Below are 15,438 nucleotides of genomic sequence, written 5' to 3'. Positions count from 1 at the left end.
CCAGACTAATGATGCTAACACTGGGACTGTTCGTATTTATGTTACGCACCCTGCCCTACCAAGCTATGAACCGTCAGTTGAGCTATCGCTGGCCAACAGGAAGCCGCGTCGGCCAAAGACCAAGCGCTCAATTTCTGGGGGTGGATGGTGAAACTATCACCTTAAGCGGACAACTGATGCCTGAGCTAACCGGAGGTAGGCTTTCTTTACTTGCCCTGCAAACCATGGCCGAACAGGGGCGTGCCTGGCCGCTTATCGAAGGCAGCGGCACCATTTACGGCATGTTTGTGATCGAGAAAATCACTCAAGACAGCAAAGAATTTTTCGCTAACGGCCAACCACGCCAAATTTCCTTCACCATCACATTAAAACGCGTGGATGAATCGCTACATGCCATGTTCGGTGATTTGCGTCACCAGGCTGGCGACCTGTTGGCGAAAGCGCAAAAAGCGACGGGAATGTCATTATGATCGCCGATGTTTATCAGCCCATGGGGGCCAAACCGGCCCCCGACTTTATCCTGACGCTGGCGGATAAAGACATTACCAACGATGTCCGTCAGCGGCTGATCTCGTTAAACATGGTAGATAATGGCGGCCTGAGCGCCGATCAATTGACCGTTAATCTGGACGACAGCGATGGCCTGATGTCCCTGCCCAGCCGGGGAGCCATTCTGGAGTTGTTTCTTGGCTGGAATAACTCGGCGCTGGTTGGCCAGGGCAAGTTTATTGTCGATACTATCATCCACTCTGGCGCTCCCGATCTCATCTCAATCACAGCTCGTAGCGTTGATTTTCGCGGCTCACTGAACGAATCCCGCAGCGAGTCTTATTCAGACAAGACCTTTGGCGAAATCGTGCAACAAATTTCAACGCGTAATGGGCTGAACGAACCCTATTTGAGCGATGAGTTGGCTGCAATAAAGATTGCGCATATCGACCAAACCAATGAGACCGATGTTCAATTTCTTTCCCGGTTAGCCTTGGTAAATAGTGCACGAGTGACTATCAAATACCAGCGCCTGCAGTTTATCAAACCCGGGTTTGGTCGCAGCCCGCGTGGCGAGCCAAACCCAATAAAAACACTGACCCGCAGTGACGGCGACACTCACCGTTTTGAACTGAAAGATCGCGGCGGTTACACCGGTGTCAGCGCCAGTTGGCTGAATACCGAACATCCGGATCGAGCCAACAGCAGCGTACAAGTAGAGCGGGAAATCCCGCAGGCAAACGCCAGTACATCCCGGCATCCTGCCGCCAAATTCGCTGACAAAATAGCTACCGCGCCACAGCAAACCAGTAGCTACATGGTCGGTAAAGAAAAGCAGGTCTACCACATTGCAAAAATCTATCGTGATAAAGAAACCGCCATGCGGGCAGCTCAGTCACTGTTTGAGCAATTACAAAGAGGGATCGCAACCTTTAGTATCAGCCTGGCCACCGGACAGCCAGATCTGTTCCCTGAGACTCCCATCCGAGTTTATGGTTTTAAGGAAGCTATCGATCAGCAACTGTGGGTGGTTAATAAGATCACTCATACCTTAAGCAACAGTGGCTTCTTCAGTAATCTGGAACTTAACGTCTACATTGAGGGTGTTGAGATCACTACCAAAGAAAATTAATCTCGCTTTCGAAAATCTAATCTTGTTTTTGCAAGTTATTGAGCTATTATAAGTCATATAACTTGATGCAGTCGAAAGAGGGATTCAACTATGATGCACTGTCCACTTTGCGGTAGCGTGGCCCATACTCGCTCCAGTCGCTACCTGAGTGAAGCGACCAAAGAGCGCTACCACCAATGCCAGAACATTAACTGTAGCTGCACCTTTGCCACGCATGAGTCCGTCGCGCGGGTGATTGTGAAGCCTGGCGATATTATTCCGGCTCAGCCGCACCCGGAAAAAGCCAAGCCGCGCGCCGCCGCGCTGTAACGCAAAGAGCCTGCCACCGCAGGCTTTTTTATATCTACGGAAACCTACTTTTCCGAAAACAAAATCTTGCAAATGCAATCAACAGATTTTAAGCATAAAAAAAGGGGTCGGCATATTGCCAACCCCTTCATAGTTATTAACTTTTGGATGCAGCGTTAGCCGACGCGGTTCAGACGCTCTTTGATACGAGCAGACTTACCAGTACGCTCACGCAGATAGTACAGTTTGGCTTTACGAACGGCACCACGACGTTTAACAGCAATGCTGTCAATTACTGGTGAGTGAGTCTGGAATACACGCTCAACACCTTCGCCGTTGGAAATCTTACGAACAGTGAATGCAGAGTGCAGACCGCGGTTACGGATAGCGATAACCACGCCCTCGAATGCCTGCAGACGTTTTTTGCTACCTTCAACGACCCATACCTTAACTTCCACGGAATCACCCGGACGGAATGCAGGTACGTCTTGCTTCATCTGCTCTTGTTCAATTTGCTTAATAATGTTGCTCATAATATGTCTCTTACCCTAGGTAAACTGATATATCGGTCCCGTCGAGCCAATTGCTCAGACGTTCCCTTCATAGTCCTGCTGCTTGGTCTGATGTTCCCGTTGGAACTCAGCCAGCAACACCGCTTGCTCGTCAGTCAGAGCTAGGCTTTCCAGAAGTTCAGGTCTTCTAAGCCAGGTACGGCCCAGCGACTGCTTTAAGCGCCAGCGACGTATCTCGGCATGGTTGCCCGACAGTAGAACTGGCGGAACCTCCATCCCTTCCAACACCTCAGGACGGGTATAGTGCGGGCAGTCCAGCAATCCATCGGCAAAAGAATCCTCTTCTGCTGAAGCCTGATGGCCCAGCACACCCGGTATAAAGCGGGCGACTGAATCAATCAGGGTCATTGCCGGCAGTTCCCCGCCGCTGAGGACGTAATCGCCGATTGACCATTCTTCATCAATTTCGGTTTGGATTACGCGCTCGTCTACCCCTTCATAACGACCGCACACCAGAATCATCTTCGGGTTGGCCGCCAGTTCGCACACGCCGGTTTGATCCAGCTTGCGCCCCTGAGGTGACAGATAAATCACCTTTGCTCCCTCGCCTGCCGCTGCTTTTGCTGCATGAATGGCTTCCCGCAAGGGTTGCACCATCATCAGCATTCCCGGGCCGCCGCCATAAGGGCGATCGTCCACGGTACGATGCCGGTCGTAGGTGAAGTCACGTGGACTCCAACACTGCACGCTCAGCAGGCCATTTTTTACTGCCCGGCCAGTCACCCCGTAATCGGTGATCGCGCGGAACATCTCAGGAAACAGGCTTACAATACCAATGAACACAAGCCAATCCCCATACTGTCATTCCACTTGTTTCGACCGTTTAATTCGGAGGTCAAAAACCAGGATCCCAATCTGCTTCAATCACGCGAGCAGTGAGATCGACTTTCTTGATAACCTGCCCATGAAGAAACGGGACCAACCGCTCCTTCATACCGAATGCATCTTTCAGGTTTGCCCGCACGACCATGACGTCGTTAGAACCGGTTTCCATCATATCGATGACTTTACCCAGTTCGTATCCGGAAGTGGTGACTACCTGGCAGCCCATAAGGTCTTTCCAGTAGTAATCATCGCCTTCCAGCGGAGGCAACTGCTCGGAATCTACGACAATTTCGCAATTGGTCAGTAAATTCGCAGCATCCCGATCGTCAATGCCTTTGACCTTGATGATCAGATCCTGACTGTGGCGTTTCCAGTCTTCCAACTCGACAAACTGCCACTGACCAGAGCGCTGGATTAACCAGGGCTGATAGTCAAATATGCTTTCGGCGTTCTCGGTGGATGAAAACACTCTGAGCCAACCACGGATGCCGTAAGTAGACCCCATCTTACCGAGTACAATCGGCTGCTTAGGTGCTACCGGTTTGAGTTGCTTGCTCATTGCCACCACCGCGACAGATTAAGCTGCTTTCTTAGCGTCTTTGATCAGCGCATGAACGCGATCAGAAACGGTAGCACCCAGACCAACCCAGTGCTCAATGCGATCCAGGTCCAGACGCAGTGCTTCAGCCTGACCAGATGCGATTGGGTTGAAGAAACCTACACGCTCGATGAAACGACCATCACGAGCATTGCGGCTGTCGGTCACTACTACTTGATAGAACGGACGCTTTTTTGCGCCGCCACGTGCCAAACGAATTGTTACCATAACATCCTCTTTAGTTAATAAAACAGCCGGGCCCCATTGAGGGAACGGGGCCCGGTTGCAATATAAAAAGCCCGAAAATTTTACTCATTTTGGCGCAAAAAGCAATCGAAAGCGTAGATCGTCGTCAACTACTTTTTTTCGCCAGTAATATTTCGGGCGGTTTTCACCGCGAACGGCAAATGCTTAAACAGGCTCACCCCAGAGGGCAAGCGGCTGTCAGCGGCCAGGGAAGCCCGGCGGCATCATACCTTTCATGCCGCGCATCATCTTCGCCATTCCGCCTTTCTTCATCTTTTTCATCATGCGTTGCATGTCGTCGAACTGCTTTAACAAGCGGTTAACATCCTGCACCTGCATGCCGGAACCCACCGCAATACGACGCTTGCGCGAACCTTTGATGATTTCCGGTTTGGCGCGCTCTTTCAGCGTCATCGAGTTGATCATCGCCTCCATGCGCACCAAAACCTTGTCGTCCATCTGCGATTTTACATTGTCCGGCAGTTGGCCGGCGCCGGGCAGTTTGCTCAGCATGCTGGCCATACCGCCCATGTTACGCATCTGCTTGAGCTGCTCCAGGAAGTCGGTCAGATCGAAACCGTCGCCCTTTTTCAGCTTGTTAGCCAGTTTTTCCGCCTGTTCGCGGTCAACTTTGCTTTCGATATCTTCGATCAGCGACAGTACGTCGCCCATGCCGAGAATGCGTGACGCCACGCGGTCCGGATGGAATGGCTCCAGCGCTTCGGTTTTCTCGCCCACGCCGAGGAACTTAATCGGTTTGCCGGTAATGTGACGGATGGACAGCGCAGCACCGCCGCGCGCATCACCATCGACCTTGGTCAGCACCACGCCGGTCAGCGGCAGCGCCTCGTTAAAGGCCTTGGCGGTGTTGGCCGCATCCTGGCCGGTCATGGCGTCGACCACAAACAGGGTTTCCACCGGCTTGATCGCCGCGTGCACCTGTTTGATCTCATCCATCATCGCTTCGTCAACGTGCAAACGGCCGGCGGTATCGACGATCAGAACATCGTAGAATTTCAGCTTGGCCTGTTGCAGTGCACGGTTAACGATGTCGATCGGCTTGTCTTTAACATCGGACGGGAAGAAGTCGATGCCGACGCTTTCCGCCAGCGTTTCCAACTGTTTGATCGCCGCGGGGCGATAAACGTCAGCGGAAACCACCAACACTTTTTTCTTCTGTTTTTCTTTCAGGAACTTGCCGAGCTTGGCGACGCTGGTGGTTTTACCGGCGCCCTGCAGGCCCGCCATCAGCACCACTGCCGGCGGCTGTGCCGCCAGGTTCAGCTCGGTGTTCACTTCGCCCATCGCGGAAATCAGTTCGCTCTTGACGATTTTTACAAACTCTTGCCCCGGCGTCAGGCTTTTGTTGACTTCATGGCCAACCGCGCTTTCTTTTACGCGATTGATAAAGTCCCGCACCACCGGCAGCGCAACGTCCGCTTCCAGCAATGCCATGCGCACTTCACGCAGGGTTTCCTTGATATTTTCTTCGGTCAGCCGCCCACGGCCGCTGATATTGCGCAGGGTGCGCGACAAACGATCGGTTAAATTTTCAAACATCGTCTCTTGCTCAACGTGTAATGACAGGCCGCTCTGGCGACATAATTGCGGCGATTATAACACGAAGCTAAGAGGATCTCTGCCTCAGCGTTGGAGATCGGTTGGAGTGGGACGCGCACGACGCTATACTGACAATCCAATTCACCACGCCGAAGCAAAATTAAACGCTATGCCAGTTTTCTCCATTGTGGCTTTGATCGCCTACCTGCTCAGCCTTGGACTGATTATTCCCAGCTTGTTGCGGAAGAACAGCGCATACCGTCGGCTTGCTCTCGTCTCGGCGGTGGTGGCACTGGTTTGCCACGCCATCGCACTGCAGCAGCGTATTTTTGACGTTAGCGCCGGACAAAATCTCAGCTTGCTGAACATCGGTTCGATAGTCAGCCTGATCATCTGTTCGGTCATGACCTTTGTTGCCTCGCGCGACCGCGGCTGGTTCCTGCTGCCGATTGTTTATAGCTTCGCGATGATCAATCTGGCCTTCGCCAGCTTTATGCCGGGTGAGTTCATTACCCATCTTGAAGCCAGTCCGGAACTGATGGTGCATATTGGCCTGGCGCTGTTCTCCTACGCTACGCTGATTATTGCCGCGCTGTATGCGCTGCAACTGGCCTGGCTGGACTACCTGCTGAAAAACAAAAAGCTGTCGTTCAGCGCCGACATGCCACCGCTGATGAGCATCGAACGCAAAATGTTCCACATCACCCAGATCGGTGTCGTGTTGCTCACGCTCACGTTATGCACCGGCCTGCTGTATATGGATAACCTGTTCAGCAAAGAAAACGTGCACAAGGCCGTGCTGTCGATCATGGCATGGTTTGTCTATATCGTTTTGCTGTGGGGCCATTACCATGAAGGCTGGCGTGGCCGCCGTGTCGTGTGGTTCAGCTTTGCCGGCGCCTTTCTGCTAACGCTGGCCTACTTCGGCAGCCGTCTGATCCAGCAAGTGATGGTTCGCTAAGCCCTCAGGCTATCTTTCTCCATACATAAGGAATACCGCGTTGGAGCACGTTTCGACAGGAACCCTGATCATTATCCTGGTGGTTATGATCGTGGTTTCCGCTTACTTCTCAGCATCCGAAACCGGCATGATGACGCTAAACCGCTATCGTCTCCGTCATCTCTCCAAGCAGGGCAACCGCTCTGCCCGCCGGGTCGAAAAACTGCTGCAAAAACCGGATCGTCTGATTGGCCTGGTGCTGATCGGCAATAATCTGGTCAACATTCTCGCCTCGGCGCTGGCAACCATTGTCGGTATGCGCCTATATGGCGATTTCGGCGTAGCCATCGCCACCGGTATCCTGACCTTTGCCGTGCTGCTGTTCGCCGAAGTGTTGCCGAAAACCTTCGCTGCGTTATATCCGGAGCGCATCGCCTTCCCCAGCAGCGTTCTGCTGGCACCACTGCAGAAGGTGATGTTTCCGCTGGTATGGCTGCTTAATGGCATCACCACGCTGGTCTTGCGCCTGTTCGGCATCCACACCAACGTGCGGGTCAGCGATGCCGTCAGCAAGGATGAGTTGCGCACCATCGTTAATGAATCCCACTCACAGATTTCTCGCCGCAATCAGGACATGTTGATTTCCGTGCTGGATCTGGAGAAGGTAACGGTTGACGACATCATGGTGCCCCGCAACGAGATCGTCGGCATCGATGTCAACGACGACTGGAAGTCGATCATGCGTCAGCTCACCCACTCGCCGCACGGTCGCATCGTGCTGTATCGCGGCTCACTGGACGATGCTATCGGTATGCTGCGGGTGCGTGAAGCCTACCGCCTGATGACCGAGAAGAAAGAGTTCAACAAAGAGAACCTGCTGCGCGCCGCCGACGAGATTTACTACGTGCCTGAAGGCACGCCGCTTAACGTCCAACTGGTGAAATTCCAGCGCAACAAAGAGAAAGTCAGCATCGTGGTGGACGAGTACGGTGATATTCAGGGGCTGGTGACGGTCGAAGATATCCTGGAAGAAATCGTCGGTGATTTCACCACCTCCATGTCGCCAACGCTGGCGGAAGAGGTCAATCCACAAAGCGACGGTTCGGTCCTGATCGACGGTACCGCCAACGTGCGCGAGTTAAACAAGGCATTCAACTGGACGCTGCCGGCCACCGATGCACGCACCATTAACGGCATGCTGCTGGAGGAGCTTGAGGAGATCCCTGAGGTGGGCACCCGGGTTCGGGTTGGCCATTACGACGTCGACATCCTCGACGTGCAGGACAACATGATCAAACAGGTGCGGGTCACGCCGATAAAATCGCTGCAATCGAGCGTTCAACAACACTGACCGCCCACCAGAAAGGAAAAAAGACGCGAACATCGCGTCTTTTTTTATCGCTGTAGCCCGGTGACGAACTAGATGTGCAGTTCCTGCAGCTTCTCTTTCGGCAGCGCCAGCTCTTCGTTGTGGTTCACTACCACGTCGTGGTCAAGGATGTGCTTGGCGATTTCCTGCGCTTCTTCCAGTGAGTGCATGTGGTAAGTACCGCACTGGAACTCATTCAGCTCAGGAATTTTACGCTGATCGGTCACTTTCAGCACGTCACTCATCGCAGCTTTCCAGGCATCGGCAACTCGCTGCTCTTCCGGCACGCCAATCAGGCTCATGTAGAAGCCGGTACGGCATCCCATCGGGGAGATATCGATAATCTCAACGCCCTGGCCATTCAGATGGTCACGCATAAAACCGGCAAACAGGTGTTCCAGCGTATGGATGCCACGCTCAGGCATCACTTCCAGATTCGGGCGGCAAAAACGCAGATCGAATACGGTGATGGTATCGCCATGAGGAGTTTTCATGGTTTTCGCAACGCGGACAGCCGGGGCTGCCATGCGGGTATGGTCTACGGTGAAGCTATCCAGCAGTGGCATTTCGTTACCTCCTCGTAAAAGAGTATTTATTTCGAAACTTTTTTATCTATCCAGGAAACCTTTTCTAACTCAGCGAGTCTGAATATGTGAAAGACGCGCATTTGTTATCATCATCCCTGTCATCAGAGATGCATATTTGGCCACATTGATGTGGCCTTTTTCTTTTTCAGCTCCCGCCATGCAGCTTCAGGAACTCTTCAAAGCTTAGCGTATCACTGGCTTCTACGTTACGTTGGCGCTGCCATGAGGCTTCCTGCTCCTTCGCCAATTCGGCTTCAGTCAGGATTTCCAACGGCTCTTCAATCAGCATCTGACGGTATTGCTCAGCTAACTGCAGGCCCACACGACCGGTGCCCTCTTCCTTCATCGCTTTCAGGATACGGGCCGAGAACGTCAGTTCCGGATCGTCAAACGCTGCGACCAGTTCGTCACACACCTGCTGATACTGGCGATCGCCGGCTTCGCTATCCAACACTTCCGCCACGCGGCGCAAATCATCGAACAAGGCTTTGCCTACTTTTGCCAATGGCTCACGGCTGTCATCGCAACCTATGCCAATGGTCTGTCCCGGTTTACGCCCTTCGAGGATCACCCGGTTCCAGTTTTTGCGCGTGCAGAGCAATTCATCACTGCTCATCTCTGGCGCATCGGCCAACACACACCATATCAGGAACAGGTCCAGGAAACGTGCCTGTACCGCATCCACACCGATTGGCGAGAACGGGTTGATGTCCAGCGAGCGAACTTCGATGTATTCGATACCGCCGCGCAGCAGCGCATCTGACGGTGTCTCACCGCTTTTAGTCACCCGCTTCGGCCGGATTGGTGCATAGAGTTCGTTTTCGATCTGCAGCACGTTACTGTTCAACTGCAGATGACGATCGCCATCTTTCACACCTAATTTGGCAAACTCTTCCGAAGGCGTAACAATCGCCCGCTTCAGGCCTTCAACATAACTTTGCAGATCGTTAAAGGTAATGCCCAGATTGCTTTGTGATTTATTGGTGTAACCCAGGTCACTCAAGCGTAGCGAAGTGGCATACGGCAGATAACACATACCCTGTTCTGTACGCTCAAACGGCAACGCGGTCTCGCGCCCTTTGAGGAACGAGGAACAGATCGCCGGCGATGCGCCGAACAGATACGGGATCACCCAGCCAAAACGATAATAGTTGCGGATCAGACGGAAATAGCCCGCTGAAATCTGTTCCTTACCGCTTTCTGCGTCTTTAACGCCGGCCCATGCCTGCCAGAACTCCAGCGGCAGGGAGAAGTTGTAGTGCACGCCGGAAATGGTCTGCATCAGCGCGCCGTAACGGTTCTTCAACCCTTCACGGTATAACGTCTTCATGCGGCCAATATTCGACGAGCCGAACTGCGCCAGTTCAATGTCCTGCTCGGCTTCAATAAAGCACGGCATGCTGAGCGGCCACATGCGCTCCTCACCCAGATTACGCGCCACGTGACGATGAATATCACGCAAGAACGTCAGCAGGTGATCGAGGTTGTCGTCAACCGGCGTAATAAATTCTAACAGCGCCTCGGCAAAGTCTGTGGTTATCCAGTGGTGCGTTAATGCCGCCCCCAATTTTTCCGGATGCCCGGTTGTTGCAAGCTTTCCGTCTTCGGTGACACGCAGCGTTTCACGCTCAATGCCGCGACGAATGCCTTTTAATGCATGGGGATGGGCTTCCAACCAAGAAAGCGCCTGGGATACGTCCGGGATCAAATTGACCTCCCGCTTCTAAAAACAAGAACTCGTAAGCATACTGAATCTGCACCCGAGAGAATATTGAGTTATATTCACGTCGTTAATGCCACCAGGCCATTCCCTGTAGCGTTATCATAGTCAAAATGATGTAACGCAGCGCCTTTCCGATACACAGAAATAGCGCAACAGGGCCCCAGGGCATGCGCAGCCAGCCTGCCAACACGCACAACAAATCGCCCACTACCGGTACCCAACTGAGCAACAGCGCAGCCGGGCCAAAGCGTTGCATCCACCCAAGCGCTGTATCCAGCCCTCGCTGTGGTTTCAACACCGGTAACAGGCGCCCGATAATGACATTGGTCAGCCCACCGAGCGTATTGCCCAACGTCGCGGCCAGCACCAGTAACTCCGGTGAGACACGGCTGTTGGTCAGCAAGGCAACCAAAATAATTTCTGAATTTCCCGGCAACAACGTCGCACTGAGAAAGCTGCCGCCGAATAACGACATCACCGCCAGCGTACTACTCACAGCGTACGAACGTCTACCACCGCCATATTGGCGCTTTTCGCCGCCTGGATGCCGAAATCTGCGTCTTCAAACACTACGCATTTCTCCGGCGGTACGCCAATCAGTTCGGCACAGCGCAGGAAGGTGTCCGGTTCCGGCTTGTGACGCTGCACATCATCGGCACCCACGATCGCATCAAAGCAGTGGAACAGGCCCAGATGGCGCAGCAGAGTTTCCGCCATGCGATGCTCACTACCGGTACCCACCGCCATTGGACGGCGGCCATGGTAGGCCTTCACCACCTCAATCAGCGGCAAGGGGCGCACGCTGTCCAGCAGCATAATCTCTACCGCTCGGGTTTTCTCTGCAGCCAACTGATGGGGATCGAGATCGGCCTGATGGCTGGCAATAATCGCCTGGGCAATATGCCAGGTCGGAGAACCGCTCAACGCCATCACCGCGGGCTCATCAAACGTCATACCGTAACGGGACAACACTTCACGCCACGCCTTTCGGTGCGTCGGCTCGGTATCGAGAATGGTGCCGTCCATGTCGAAAATAAGACCCTGATAGCGGTCGTACATCGTTACTCCATGATCGTTGAGGAAAGAAAACTACTTTAGCGTAAAGCCGGAAGGTTGTCGCTGATCGCGTAATAGCGGAATGTGCTGTGCACAAGAGGAAAGATGATGGGATTACAGCAGCGTATCGCCGAATGCCAGAAAGCGAAAAACCCGCCAAGGCGGGTTTTTCTTAGATGGTGCATCCAGGAGGATTCGAACCTCCGACCGCTCGGTTCGTAGCCGAGTACTCTATCCAGCTGAGCTATGGATGCATTACTATTTTTGGTTTGTCTGCTTGAAGAAACAAGTTTGACAGAAAGAATGGTGCATCCAGGAGGATTCGAACCTCCGACCGCTCGGTTCGTAGCCGAGTACTCTATCCAGCTGAGCTATGGATGCACAGGAATTCTTTTTTGATACCGTATGGTACGTTGTTACTACCCCACCATACTGCAAAATATGGTGCATCCAGGAGGATTCGAACCTCCGACCGCTCGGTTCGTAGCCGAGTACTCTATCCAGCTGAGCTATGGATGCAAATGGCGGTGAGGCGGGGATTCGAACCCCGGATGCAGCTTTTGACCGCATACTCCCTTAGCAGGGGAGCGCCTTCAGCCTCTCGGCCACCTCACCATACGCTTCTTGCGAATTGTGCCTAACTTGCTTTGGAGAAGCTCATCGGCACTGCGTGGCGCACATATTACTTTCTCCGACTTTTAAGTCAAACAATTTTTCCCATCTCATGTGCGTTTGCACAATTCACACTCAACATGGGCGATTTCACGTCAAAAAGATTGTTTTATCAACAGACAATAACAGTGAATCAGCAAACAAAGTGGGAGGAGCTGCAGGAAGATTTAACAGGGTAAGTCAGAGGATAGTCTGTGGGGGGCACAAAAAAGCTCAGTAGCGTCTCGCTGAGCAACGAGACGCTGCATCGAAATCAGTAAGTCGTCGGTTGAGACTTCTCTGCCTGAATGCGCTGATAGATTTCTTCGCGGTGAACTGACACCTCTTTGGGGGCATTCACACCAATACGAACCTGGTTGCCCTTGACCCCTAACACTGTGACAGTGACCTCATCGCCAATCATGAGGGTTTCACCAACTCGACGAGTCAGAATTAACATTCTTTGCTCCTTGAAAGATTAAAAGAGTCGGGTCTCTCAGTTTCCCCGTCATTATCCATCATATGCTGCGAAAACGTAAGTCATGTAATCCACAATAAGTGTAAGCAGACTTGGTCTCACCTCAGATAATGATAAGTTTAGCCGACCTGAAAAACTTTGTTCCCGTAATTGTAACCAAATTGTGTTAGCACAGGTTAAAAACGCCATAATCAGTAATGAGTTATGGCGTTTGTAAGTGCTATTTATTTATATTCACAGTTTCGAGGCCACCCAGGCTTCTACGCTGTCTAATGCCGCTGGCAGGGCGCTGACATCCGTTCCCCCGGCCTGCGCCATATCAGGGCGTCCGCCCCCTTTACCGCCAACCTGCTGCGCTACGTTACCGATCAGCTCGCCGGCTTTTACCCGGTCGGTCAGATCTTTGGTCACGCCGGCAATCAGGCTCACCTTATCATCCGCCGTGGTGGCCAGCACGATAATCGCGGAACCCAGTTGATTTTTAAGATCATCAACCATAGTACGCAGCATTTTGGCCTCAACGTTATCCAGTTGGCTGACTAACAGCTGTACACCGTTAACCATTTTCGCCTTGCTGGACAACGAAGCACTTTCTTGTGCCGCCTGCTGGTCCTTCAACTGCTGCAGCTCTTTTTCCAATGCGCGGGTACGATCGAGCACCGCACGCACTTTGTCCGTCAGGTTATTGCTGTCACCCTTAACCAGATGAGCAACGTCCTGTAGCAGATCGTTTTGCTGATGCAAGGTAGCAATCGCGCCATCACCGGTTACCGCTTCAATACGGCGGATACCTGCGGCGGTACCAGACTCGCTCAGAATGCGGAACAGGCCGATGTCACCGGTACGGCTGGCATGGGTGCCGCCACACAGTTCGGTCGAGAAGTCGCCCATGGTCAGTACGCGCACGTTGTCGTCGTACTTCTCACCGAACAGCGCCATAGCGCCCTTCTCTTTGGCATCATCCAGCGCCATAACCTCGGTCTGCACCGGCAGGTTACGACGAATCTGTTGGTTCACCAAGTCTTCCACGGTGCGAATTTGCTCCGGCTTCATCGCTTCAAAATGCGAGAAGTCGAAACGCAGGTATTTATCGTTAACCAACGAGCCTTTCTGCGCCACGTGCTCACCCAGCGTCTGGCGCAGTGCAGCGTGCAGCAGGTGGGTTGCGGAGTGGTTCAGACGAATGCGGTTGCGTCGCACGGTGTCGATCTGCGCGTCAACGCGGTCGTTCACCTTCAGCGAGCCGTGGGACAGCTTGCCCTGATGGCCAATAGCCTGACCGTATTTCTGGGTGTCGCTCACTTCAAAATCAGCATTGGCAGCTTTCAGCACGCCCTTATCGCCAACCTGACCACCGGACTCACCGTAGAACGGAGTCTCGTCCAGTACCACCACGGCCTCTTCACCGGCGTGGATCTCGTTCACCGGCTGACCATCACGGAACAGCGCGGTCACGGTGGACTGCTGTTGCTCGTGGTCATAACCGCTGAATTGGCTGGCACCATCAACACGGATCATGCTGTTGTAGTCTGCGCCGAAGCCGCTGGACTCACGCGCACGGCGCCGTTGTGCTTCCATTGCCTGCTCGAAACCGGCTTCATCCACTTTCAGACCACGTTCACGGCACACGTCTGCCGTCAGATCGACCGGGAAACCGTAAGTGTCGTACAGACGGAATGCGGTTTCACCATCCAGGGTATCGCCCTGCAAGTTGGCCAGCTCTTCGTCCAGCAACGTCAAGCCACGTTCCAGAGTGCGGGCAAACTGATCTTCTTCGGTTTTCAGCACTTGCTCAACCAGTGACTGCTGACGCTTCAATTCGTCGGCTGCCGGCCCCATCACTTCGATCAACGGTGCAACCAGCTTGTAGAAGAAGGTGTCTTTCGCACCCAGCATGTTGCCATGGCGAACGGCGCGGCGAATGATGCGGCGCAGAACATAACCACGACCTTCGTTGGACGGTGTAACACCGTCTGACACCAGGAAAGCACAAGAGCGAATGTGGTCGGCGATCACGCGCAGGGATTTGTTATCCAAATCTGTGGCACCGGTCACCTTGGCCACGGCGGTAATCAGCTTGCTGAACAGGTCGATTTCATAGTTGGAGTTCACGTGCTGCAATACGGCGGCAATACGCTCCAGCCCCATACCGGTATCTACCGAAGGTTTTGGCAGCGGCAGCATAGTACCGTCGGATTGACGGTTGAACTGCATGAAAACGAGGTTCCAGATCTCAATGTAGCGATCGCCATCTTCTTCCGGGCTGCCCGGCGGGCCACCCCAGATATGATCGCCGTGATCGTAGAAAATCTCGGTGCACGGGCCGCATGGACCTGTATCACCCATCTGCCAGAAGTTGTCTGAGGCAAAGGCGCCGCCTTTATTGTCGCCAATGCGGATAATACGTTCTGCCGGCACACCAATCTGCTGCTGCCAGATGTCGAAGGCTTCGTCATCGGTTTCATAGACGGTCACCCACAGCCTTTCTTTCGGCAGGTTGAACCAGTTTTCACCGGTCAAGAGTTCCCATGCGTAGCTGATGGCATCATGTTTGAAATAATCGCCGAAGCTGAAGTTGCCCAGCATTTCAAAGAAGGTGTGGTGACGTGCGGTATAACCGACGTTCTCCAGATCGTTATGCTTACCGCCCGCACGCACACAACGCTGTGAGGTAGTGGCTCGGGAATAGGCACGCTTGTCCAGCCCCAGGAAAACATCTTTAAATTGGTTCATGCCGGCATTGGTAAACAGCAATGTCGGATCATTGTCAGGCACCAGGGAGCTGCTCGCTACAACCTGATGGCCCTTACTATGAAAGAAATCGAGAAACGCTTGACGGATCTCAGCGGTGCTCTTGCTCATAATTTTCCCGGAAAGGCTAGAATAACGACACGTGAGCAAGATACGCGACATCCTGACGATGG

General features: G+C 53.2%; 16 protein-coding genes and 4 tRNA genes. 5 read left to right on the top strand and 15 right to left on the bottom strand.

Annotated features, from left to right (window positions below; all coding sequences use genetic code 11):
- The first annotated feature begins 8 nt into the window (after positions 1-8).
- From SERS4_RS0104805 to SERS4_RS0104795, 3 genes are all read left to right on the top strand, one after another.
- Positions 9-470 carry a phage tail protein gene (locus SERS4_RS0104805; RefSeq protein WP_017891663.1) on the top strand — a complete coding sequence of 154 codons (462 nt, stop codon included), beginning with the start codon at positions 9-11 and terminating at the stop codon, positions 468-470.
- The gene (locus SERS4_RS0104800) at positions 467-1,621 is read left to right on the top strand and encodes a contractile injection system protein, VgrG/Pvc8 family (RefSeq protein WP_017891662.1); all 1,155 of its coding nucleotides are present in this window, start codon (positions 467-469) and stop codon (positions 1,619-1,621) included. Before SERS4_RS0104805 ends, SERS4_RS0104800 begins: the two co-directional genes overlap by 4 nt.
- A gap of 90 nt (positions 1,622-1,711) precedes the next feature.
- Entirely contained in the window at positions 1,712-1,930 is a 219-nt protein-coding gene (locus SERS4_RS0104795) for an ogr/Delta-like zinc finger family protein (RefSeq protein ID WP_017891661.1), read from the top strand.
- 155 nt (positions 1,931-2,085) lie between these two features.
- On the opposite strand, the gene rplS is transcribed toward SERS4_RS0104795, so the two are convergent.
- The 5 genes from rplS to ffh all read right to left on the bottom strand — a co-directional run bounded on the left by rplS (position 2,086) and on the right by ffh (position 5,710).
- Positions 2,086-2,442 carry a 50S ribosomal protein L19 gene (gene rplS / locus SERS4_RS0104790; RefSeq protein WP_012005300.1) on the bottom strand — a complete coding sequence of 119 codons (357 nt, stop codon included), beginning with the start codon at positions 2,440-2,442 and terminating at the stop codon, positions 2,086-2,088.
- 54 nt (positions 2,443-2,496) lie between these two features.
- A complete protein-coding gene (gene trmD, locus SERS4_RS0104785; protein WP_012005299.1) occupies positions 2,497-3,264 on the bottom strand; it encodes a tRNA (guanosine(37)-N1)-methyltransferase TrmD in 768 nt (255 codons plus the stop codon).
- Between the two features lie 52 nt (positions 3,265-3,316).
- Positions 3,317-3,865: a ribosome maturation factor RimM gene (gene rimM, locus SERS4_RS0104780; protein WP_012005298.1), complete on the bottom strand. Its 549-nt coding sequence runs from the start codon at positions 3,863-3,865 to the stop codon at positions 3,317-3,319.
- An 18-nt stretch (positions 3,866-3,883) separates the two neighbouring features.
- Positions 3,884-4,132, bottom strand: coding sequence for a 30S ribosomal protein S16 (gene rpsP, locus SERS4_RS0104775; protein WP_004932501.1), 249 nt, complete (start codon positions 4,130-4,132; stop codon positions 3,884-3,886).
- Between the two features lie 216 nt (positions 4,133-4,348).
- On the bottom strand, positions 4,349-5,710 hold the full coding sequence (gene ffh, locus SERS4_RS0104770; RefSeq protein WP_017891660.1) for a signal recognition particle protein: 1,362 nt from the start codon (positions 5,708-5,710) through the stop codon (positions 4,349-4,351).
- A gap of 169 nt (positions 5,711-5,879) precedes the next feature.
- Here ffh and SERS4_RS0104765 point away from each other — a divergent pair, with 169 nt between their 5' ends.
- Together SERS4_RS0104765 and SERS4_RS0104760 are read left to right on the top strand one after the other, a co-directional pair.
- Positions 5,880-6,671 carry an inner membrane protein YpjD gene (locus tag SERS4_RS0104765; protein WP_017891659.1) on the top strand — a complete coding sequence of 264 codons (792 nt, stop codon included), beginning with the start codon at positions 5,880-5,882 and terminating at the stop codon, positions 6,669-6,671.
- Positions 6,672-6,711: 40 nt separating this feature from the next.
- The gene (locus tag SERS4_RS0104760) at positions 6,712-8,001 is read left to right on the top strand and encodes an HlyC/CorC family transporter (RefSeq protein ID WP_012005295.1); all 1,290 of its coding nucleotides are present in this window, start codon (positions 6,712-6,714) and stop codon (positions 7,999-8,001) included.
- Between the two features lie 68 nt (positions 8,002-8,069).
- Here the strand turns inward: SERS4_RS0104760 and luxS are convergent, their stop codons facing one another.
- The 10 genes from luxS to alaS form a co-directional block, all read right to left on the bottom strand.
- Positions 8,070-8,585 carry an S-ribosylhomocysteine lyase gene (gene luxS / locus SERS4_RS0104755; RefSeq protein ID WP_004950350.1) on the bottom strand — a complete coding sequence of 172 codons (516 nt, stop codon included), beginning with the start codon at positions 8,583-8,585 and terminating at the stop codon, positions 8,070-8,072.
- Positions 8,586-8,751: 166 nt separating this feature from the next.
- Positions 8,752-10,314: a glutamate--cysteine ligase gene (gshA, locus tag SERS4_RS0104750; protein ID WP_026142208.1), complete on the bottom strand. Its 1,563-nt coding sequence runs from the start codon at positions 10,312-10,314 to the stop codon at positions 8,752-8,754.
- 82 nt (positions 10,315-10,396) lie between these two features.
- A complete protein-coding gene (locus SERS4_RS0104745; RefSeq protein WP_026142207.1) occupies positions 10,397-10,825 on the bottom strand; it encodes a YqaA family protein in 429 nt (142 codons plus the stop codon).
- Complete coding sequence (gene yqaB, locus SERS4_RS0104740; RefSeq protein ID WP_012005292.1) at positions 10,822-11,388, bottom strand: fructose-1-phosphate/6-phosphogluconate phosphatase; 567 nt, start codon at positions 11,386-11,388, stop codon at positions 10,822-10,824. Before yqaB ends, SERS4_RS0104745 begins: the two co-directional genes overlap by 4 nt.
- Positions 11,389-11,562: 174 nt before the next feature.
- Positions 11,563-11,639, bottom strand: a tRNA-Arg gene (locus SERS4_RS0104735).
- Between the two features lie 50 nt (positions 11,640-11,689).
- A tRNA-Arg gene (locus SERS4_RS0104730) sits at positions 11,690-11,766 on the bottom strand.
- Between the two features lie 61 nt (positions 11,767-11,827).
- A tRNA-Arg gene (locus tag SERS4_RS0104725) sits at positions 11,828-11,904 on the bottom strand.
- 3 nt (positions 11,905-11,907) lie between these two features.
- Positions 11,908-12,000 (bottom strand) — tRNA-Ser (locus SERS4_RS0104720).
- A 310-nt stretch (positions 12,001-12,310) separates the two neighbouring features.
- The gene (gene csrA, locus SERS4_RS0104715) at positions 12,311-12,496 is read right to left on the bottom strand and encodes a carbon storage regulator CsrA (protein ID WP_002209449.1); all 186 of its coding nucleotides are present in this window, start codon (positions 12,494-12,496) and stop codon (positions 12,311-12,313) included.
- 252 nt (positions 12,497-12,748) lie between these two features.
- On the bottom strand, positions 12,749-15,376 hold the full coding sequence (gene alaS, locus SERS4_RS0104710; RefSeq protein ID WP_017891656.1) for an alanine--tRNA ligase: 2,628 nt from the start codon (positions 15,374-15,376) through the stop codon (positions 12,749-12,751).
- Between the last annotated feature and the right edge of the window lie 62 nt (positions 15,377-15,438).

It is taken from the genome of Serratia sp. S4, assembly GCF_000347995.1.
Lineage (GTDB): Bacteria > Pseudomonadota > Gammaproteobacteria > Enterobacterales > Enterobacteriaceae > Serratia > Serratia quinivorans.
This window is presented reverse-complemented; position numbering and strand designations above follow the sequence as displayed.

What these genes read in the sequence shown, in the direction of transcription:
- alaS (WP_017891656.1), bottom strand. Translation starts at nt 15,376, where the DNA reads ATGAGCAAGAGCACCGCTGAGATCCGTCAAGCGTTTCTCGATTTCTTT.
- luxS (WP_004950350.1), bottom strand. Translation starts at nt 8,585, where the DNA reads ATGCCACTGCTGGATAGCTTCACCGTAGACCATACCCGCATGGCAGCC.
- csrA (WP_002209449.1), bottom strand. Translation starts at nt 12,496, where the DNA reads ATGTTAATTCTGACTCGTCGAGTTGGTGAAACCCTCATGATTGGCGAT.
- ffh (WP_017891660.1), bottom strand. Translation starts at nt 5,710, where the DNA reads ATGTTTGAAAATTTAACCGATCGTTTGTCGCGCACCCTGCGCAATATC.
- SERS4_RS0104805 (WP_017891663.1), top strand. Translation starts at nt 9, where the DNA reads ATGATGCTAACACTGGGACTGTTCGTATTTATGTTACGCACCCTGCCC.
- rimM (WP_012005298.1), bottom strand. Translation starts at nt 3,865, where the DNA reads ATGAGCAAGCAACTCAAACCGGTAGCACCTAAGCAGCCGATTGTACTC.
- SERS4_RS0104795 (WP_017891661.1), top strand. Translation starts at nt 1,712, where the DNA reads ATGATGCACTGTCCACTTTGCGGTAGCGTGGCCCATACTCGCTCCAGT.
- yqaB (WP_012005292.1), bottom strand. Translation starts at nt 11,388, where the DNA reads ATGTACGACCGCTATCAGGGTCTTATTTTCGACATGGACGGCACCATT.
- SERS4_RS0104765 (WP_017891659.1), top strand. Translation starts at nt 5,880, where the DNA reads ATGCCAGTTTTCTCCATTGTGGCTTTGATCGCCTACCTGCTCAGCCTT.
- rplS (WP_012005300.1), bottom strand. Translation starts at nt 2,442, where the DNA reads ATGAGCAACATTATTAAGCAAATTGAACAAGAGCAGATGAAGCAAGAC.
- rpsP (WP_004932501.1), bottom strand. Translation starts at nt 4,132, where the DNA reads ATGGTAACAATTCGTTTGGCACGTGGCGGCGCAAAAAAGCGTCCGTTC.
- SERS4_RS0104800 (WP_017891662.1), top strand. Translation starts at nt 467, where the DNA reads ATGATCGCCGATGTTTATCAGCCCATGGGGGCCAAACCGGCCCCCGAC.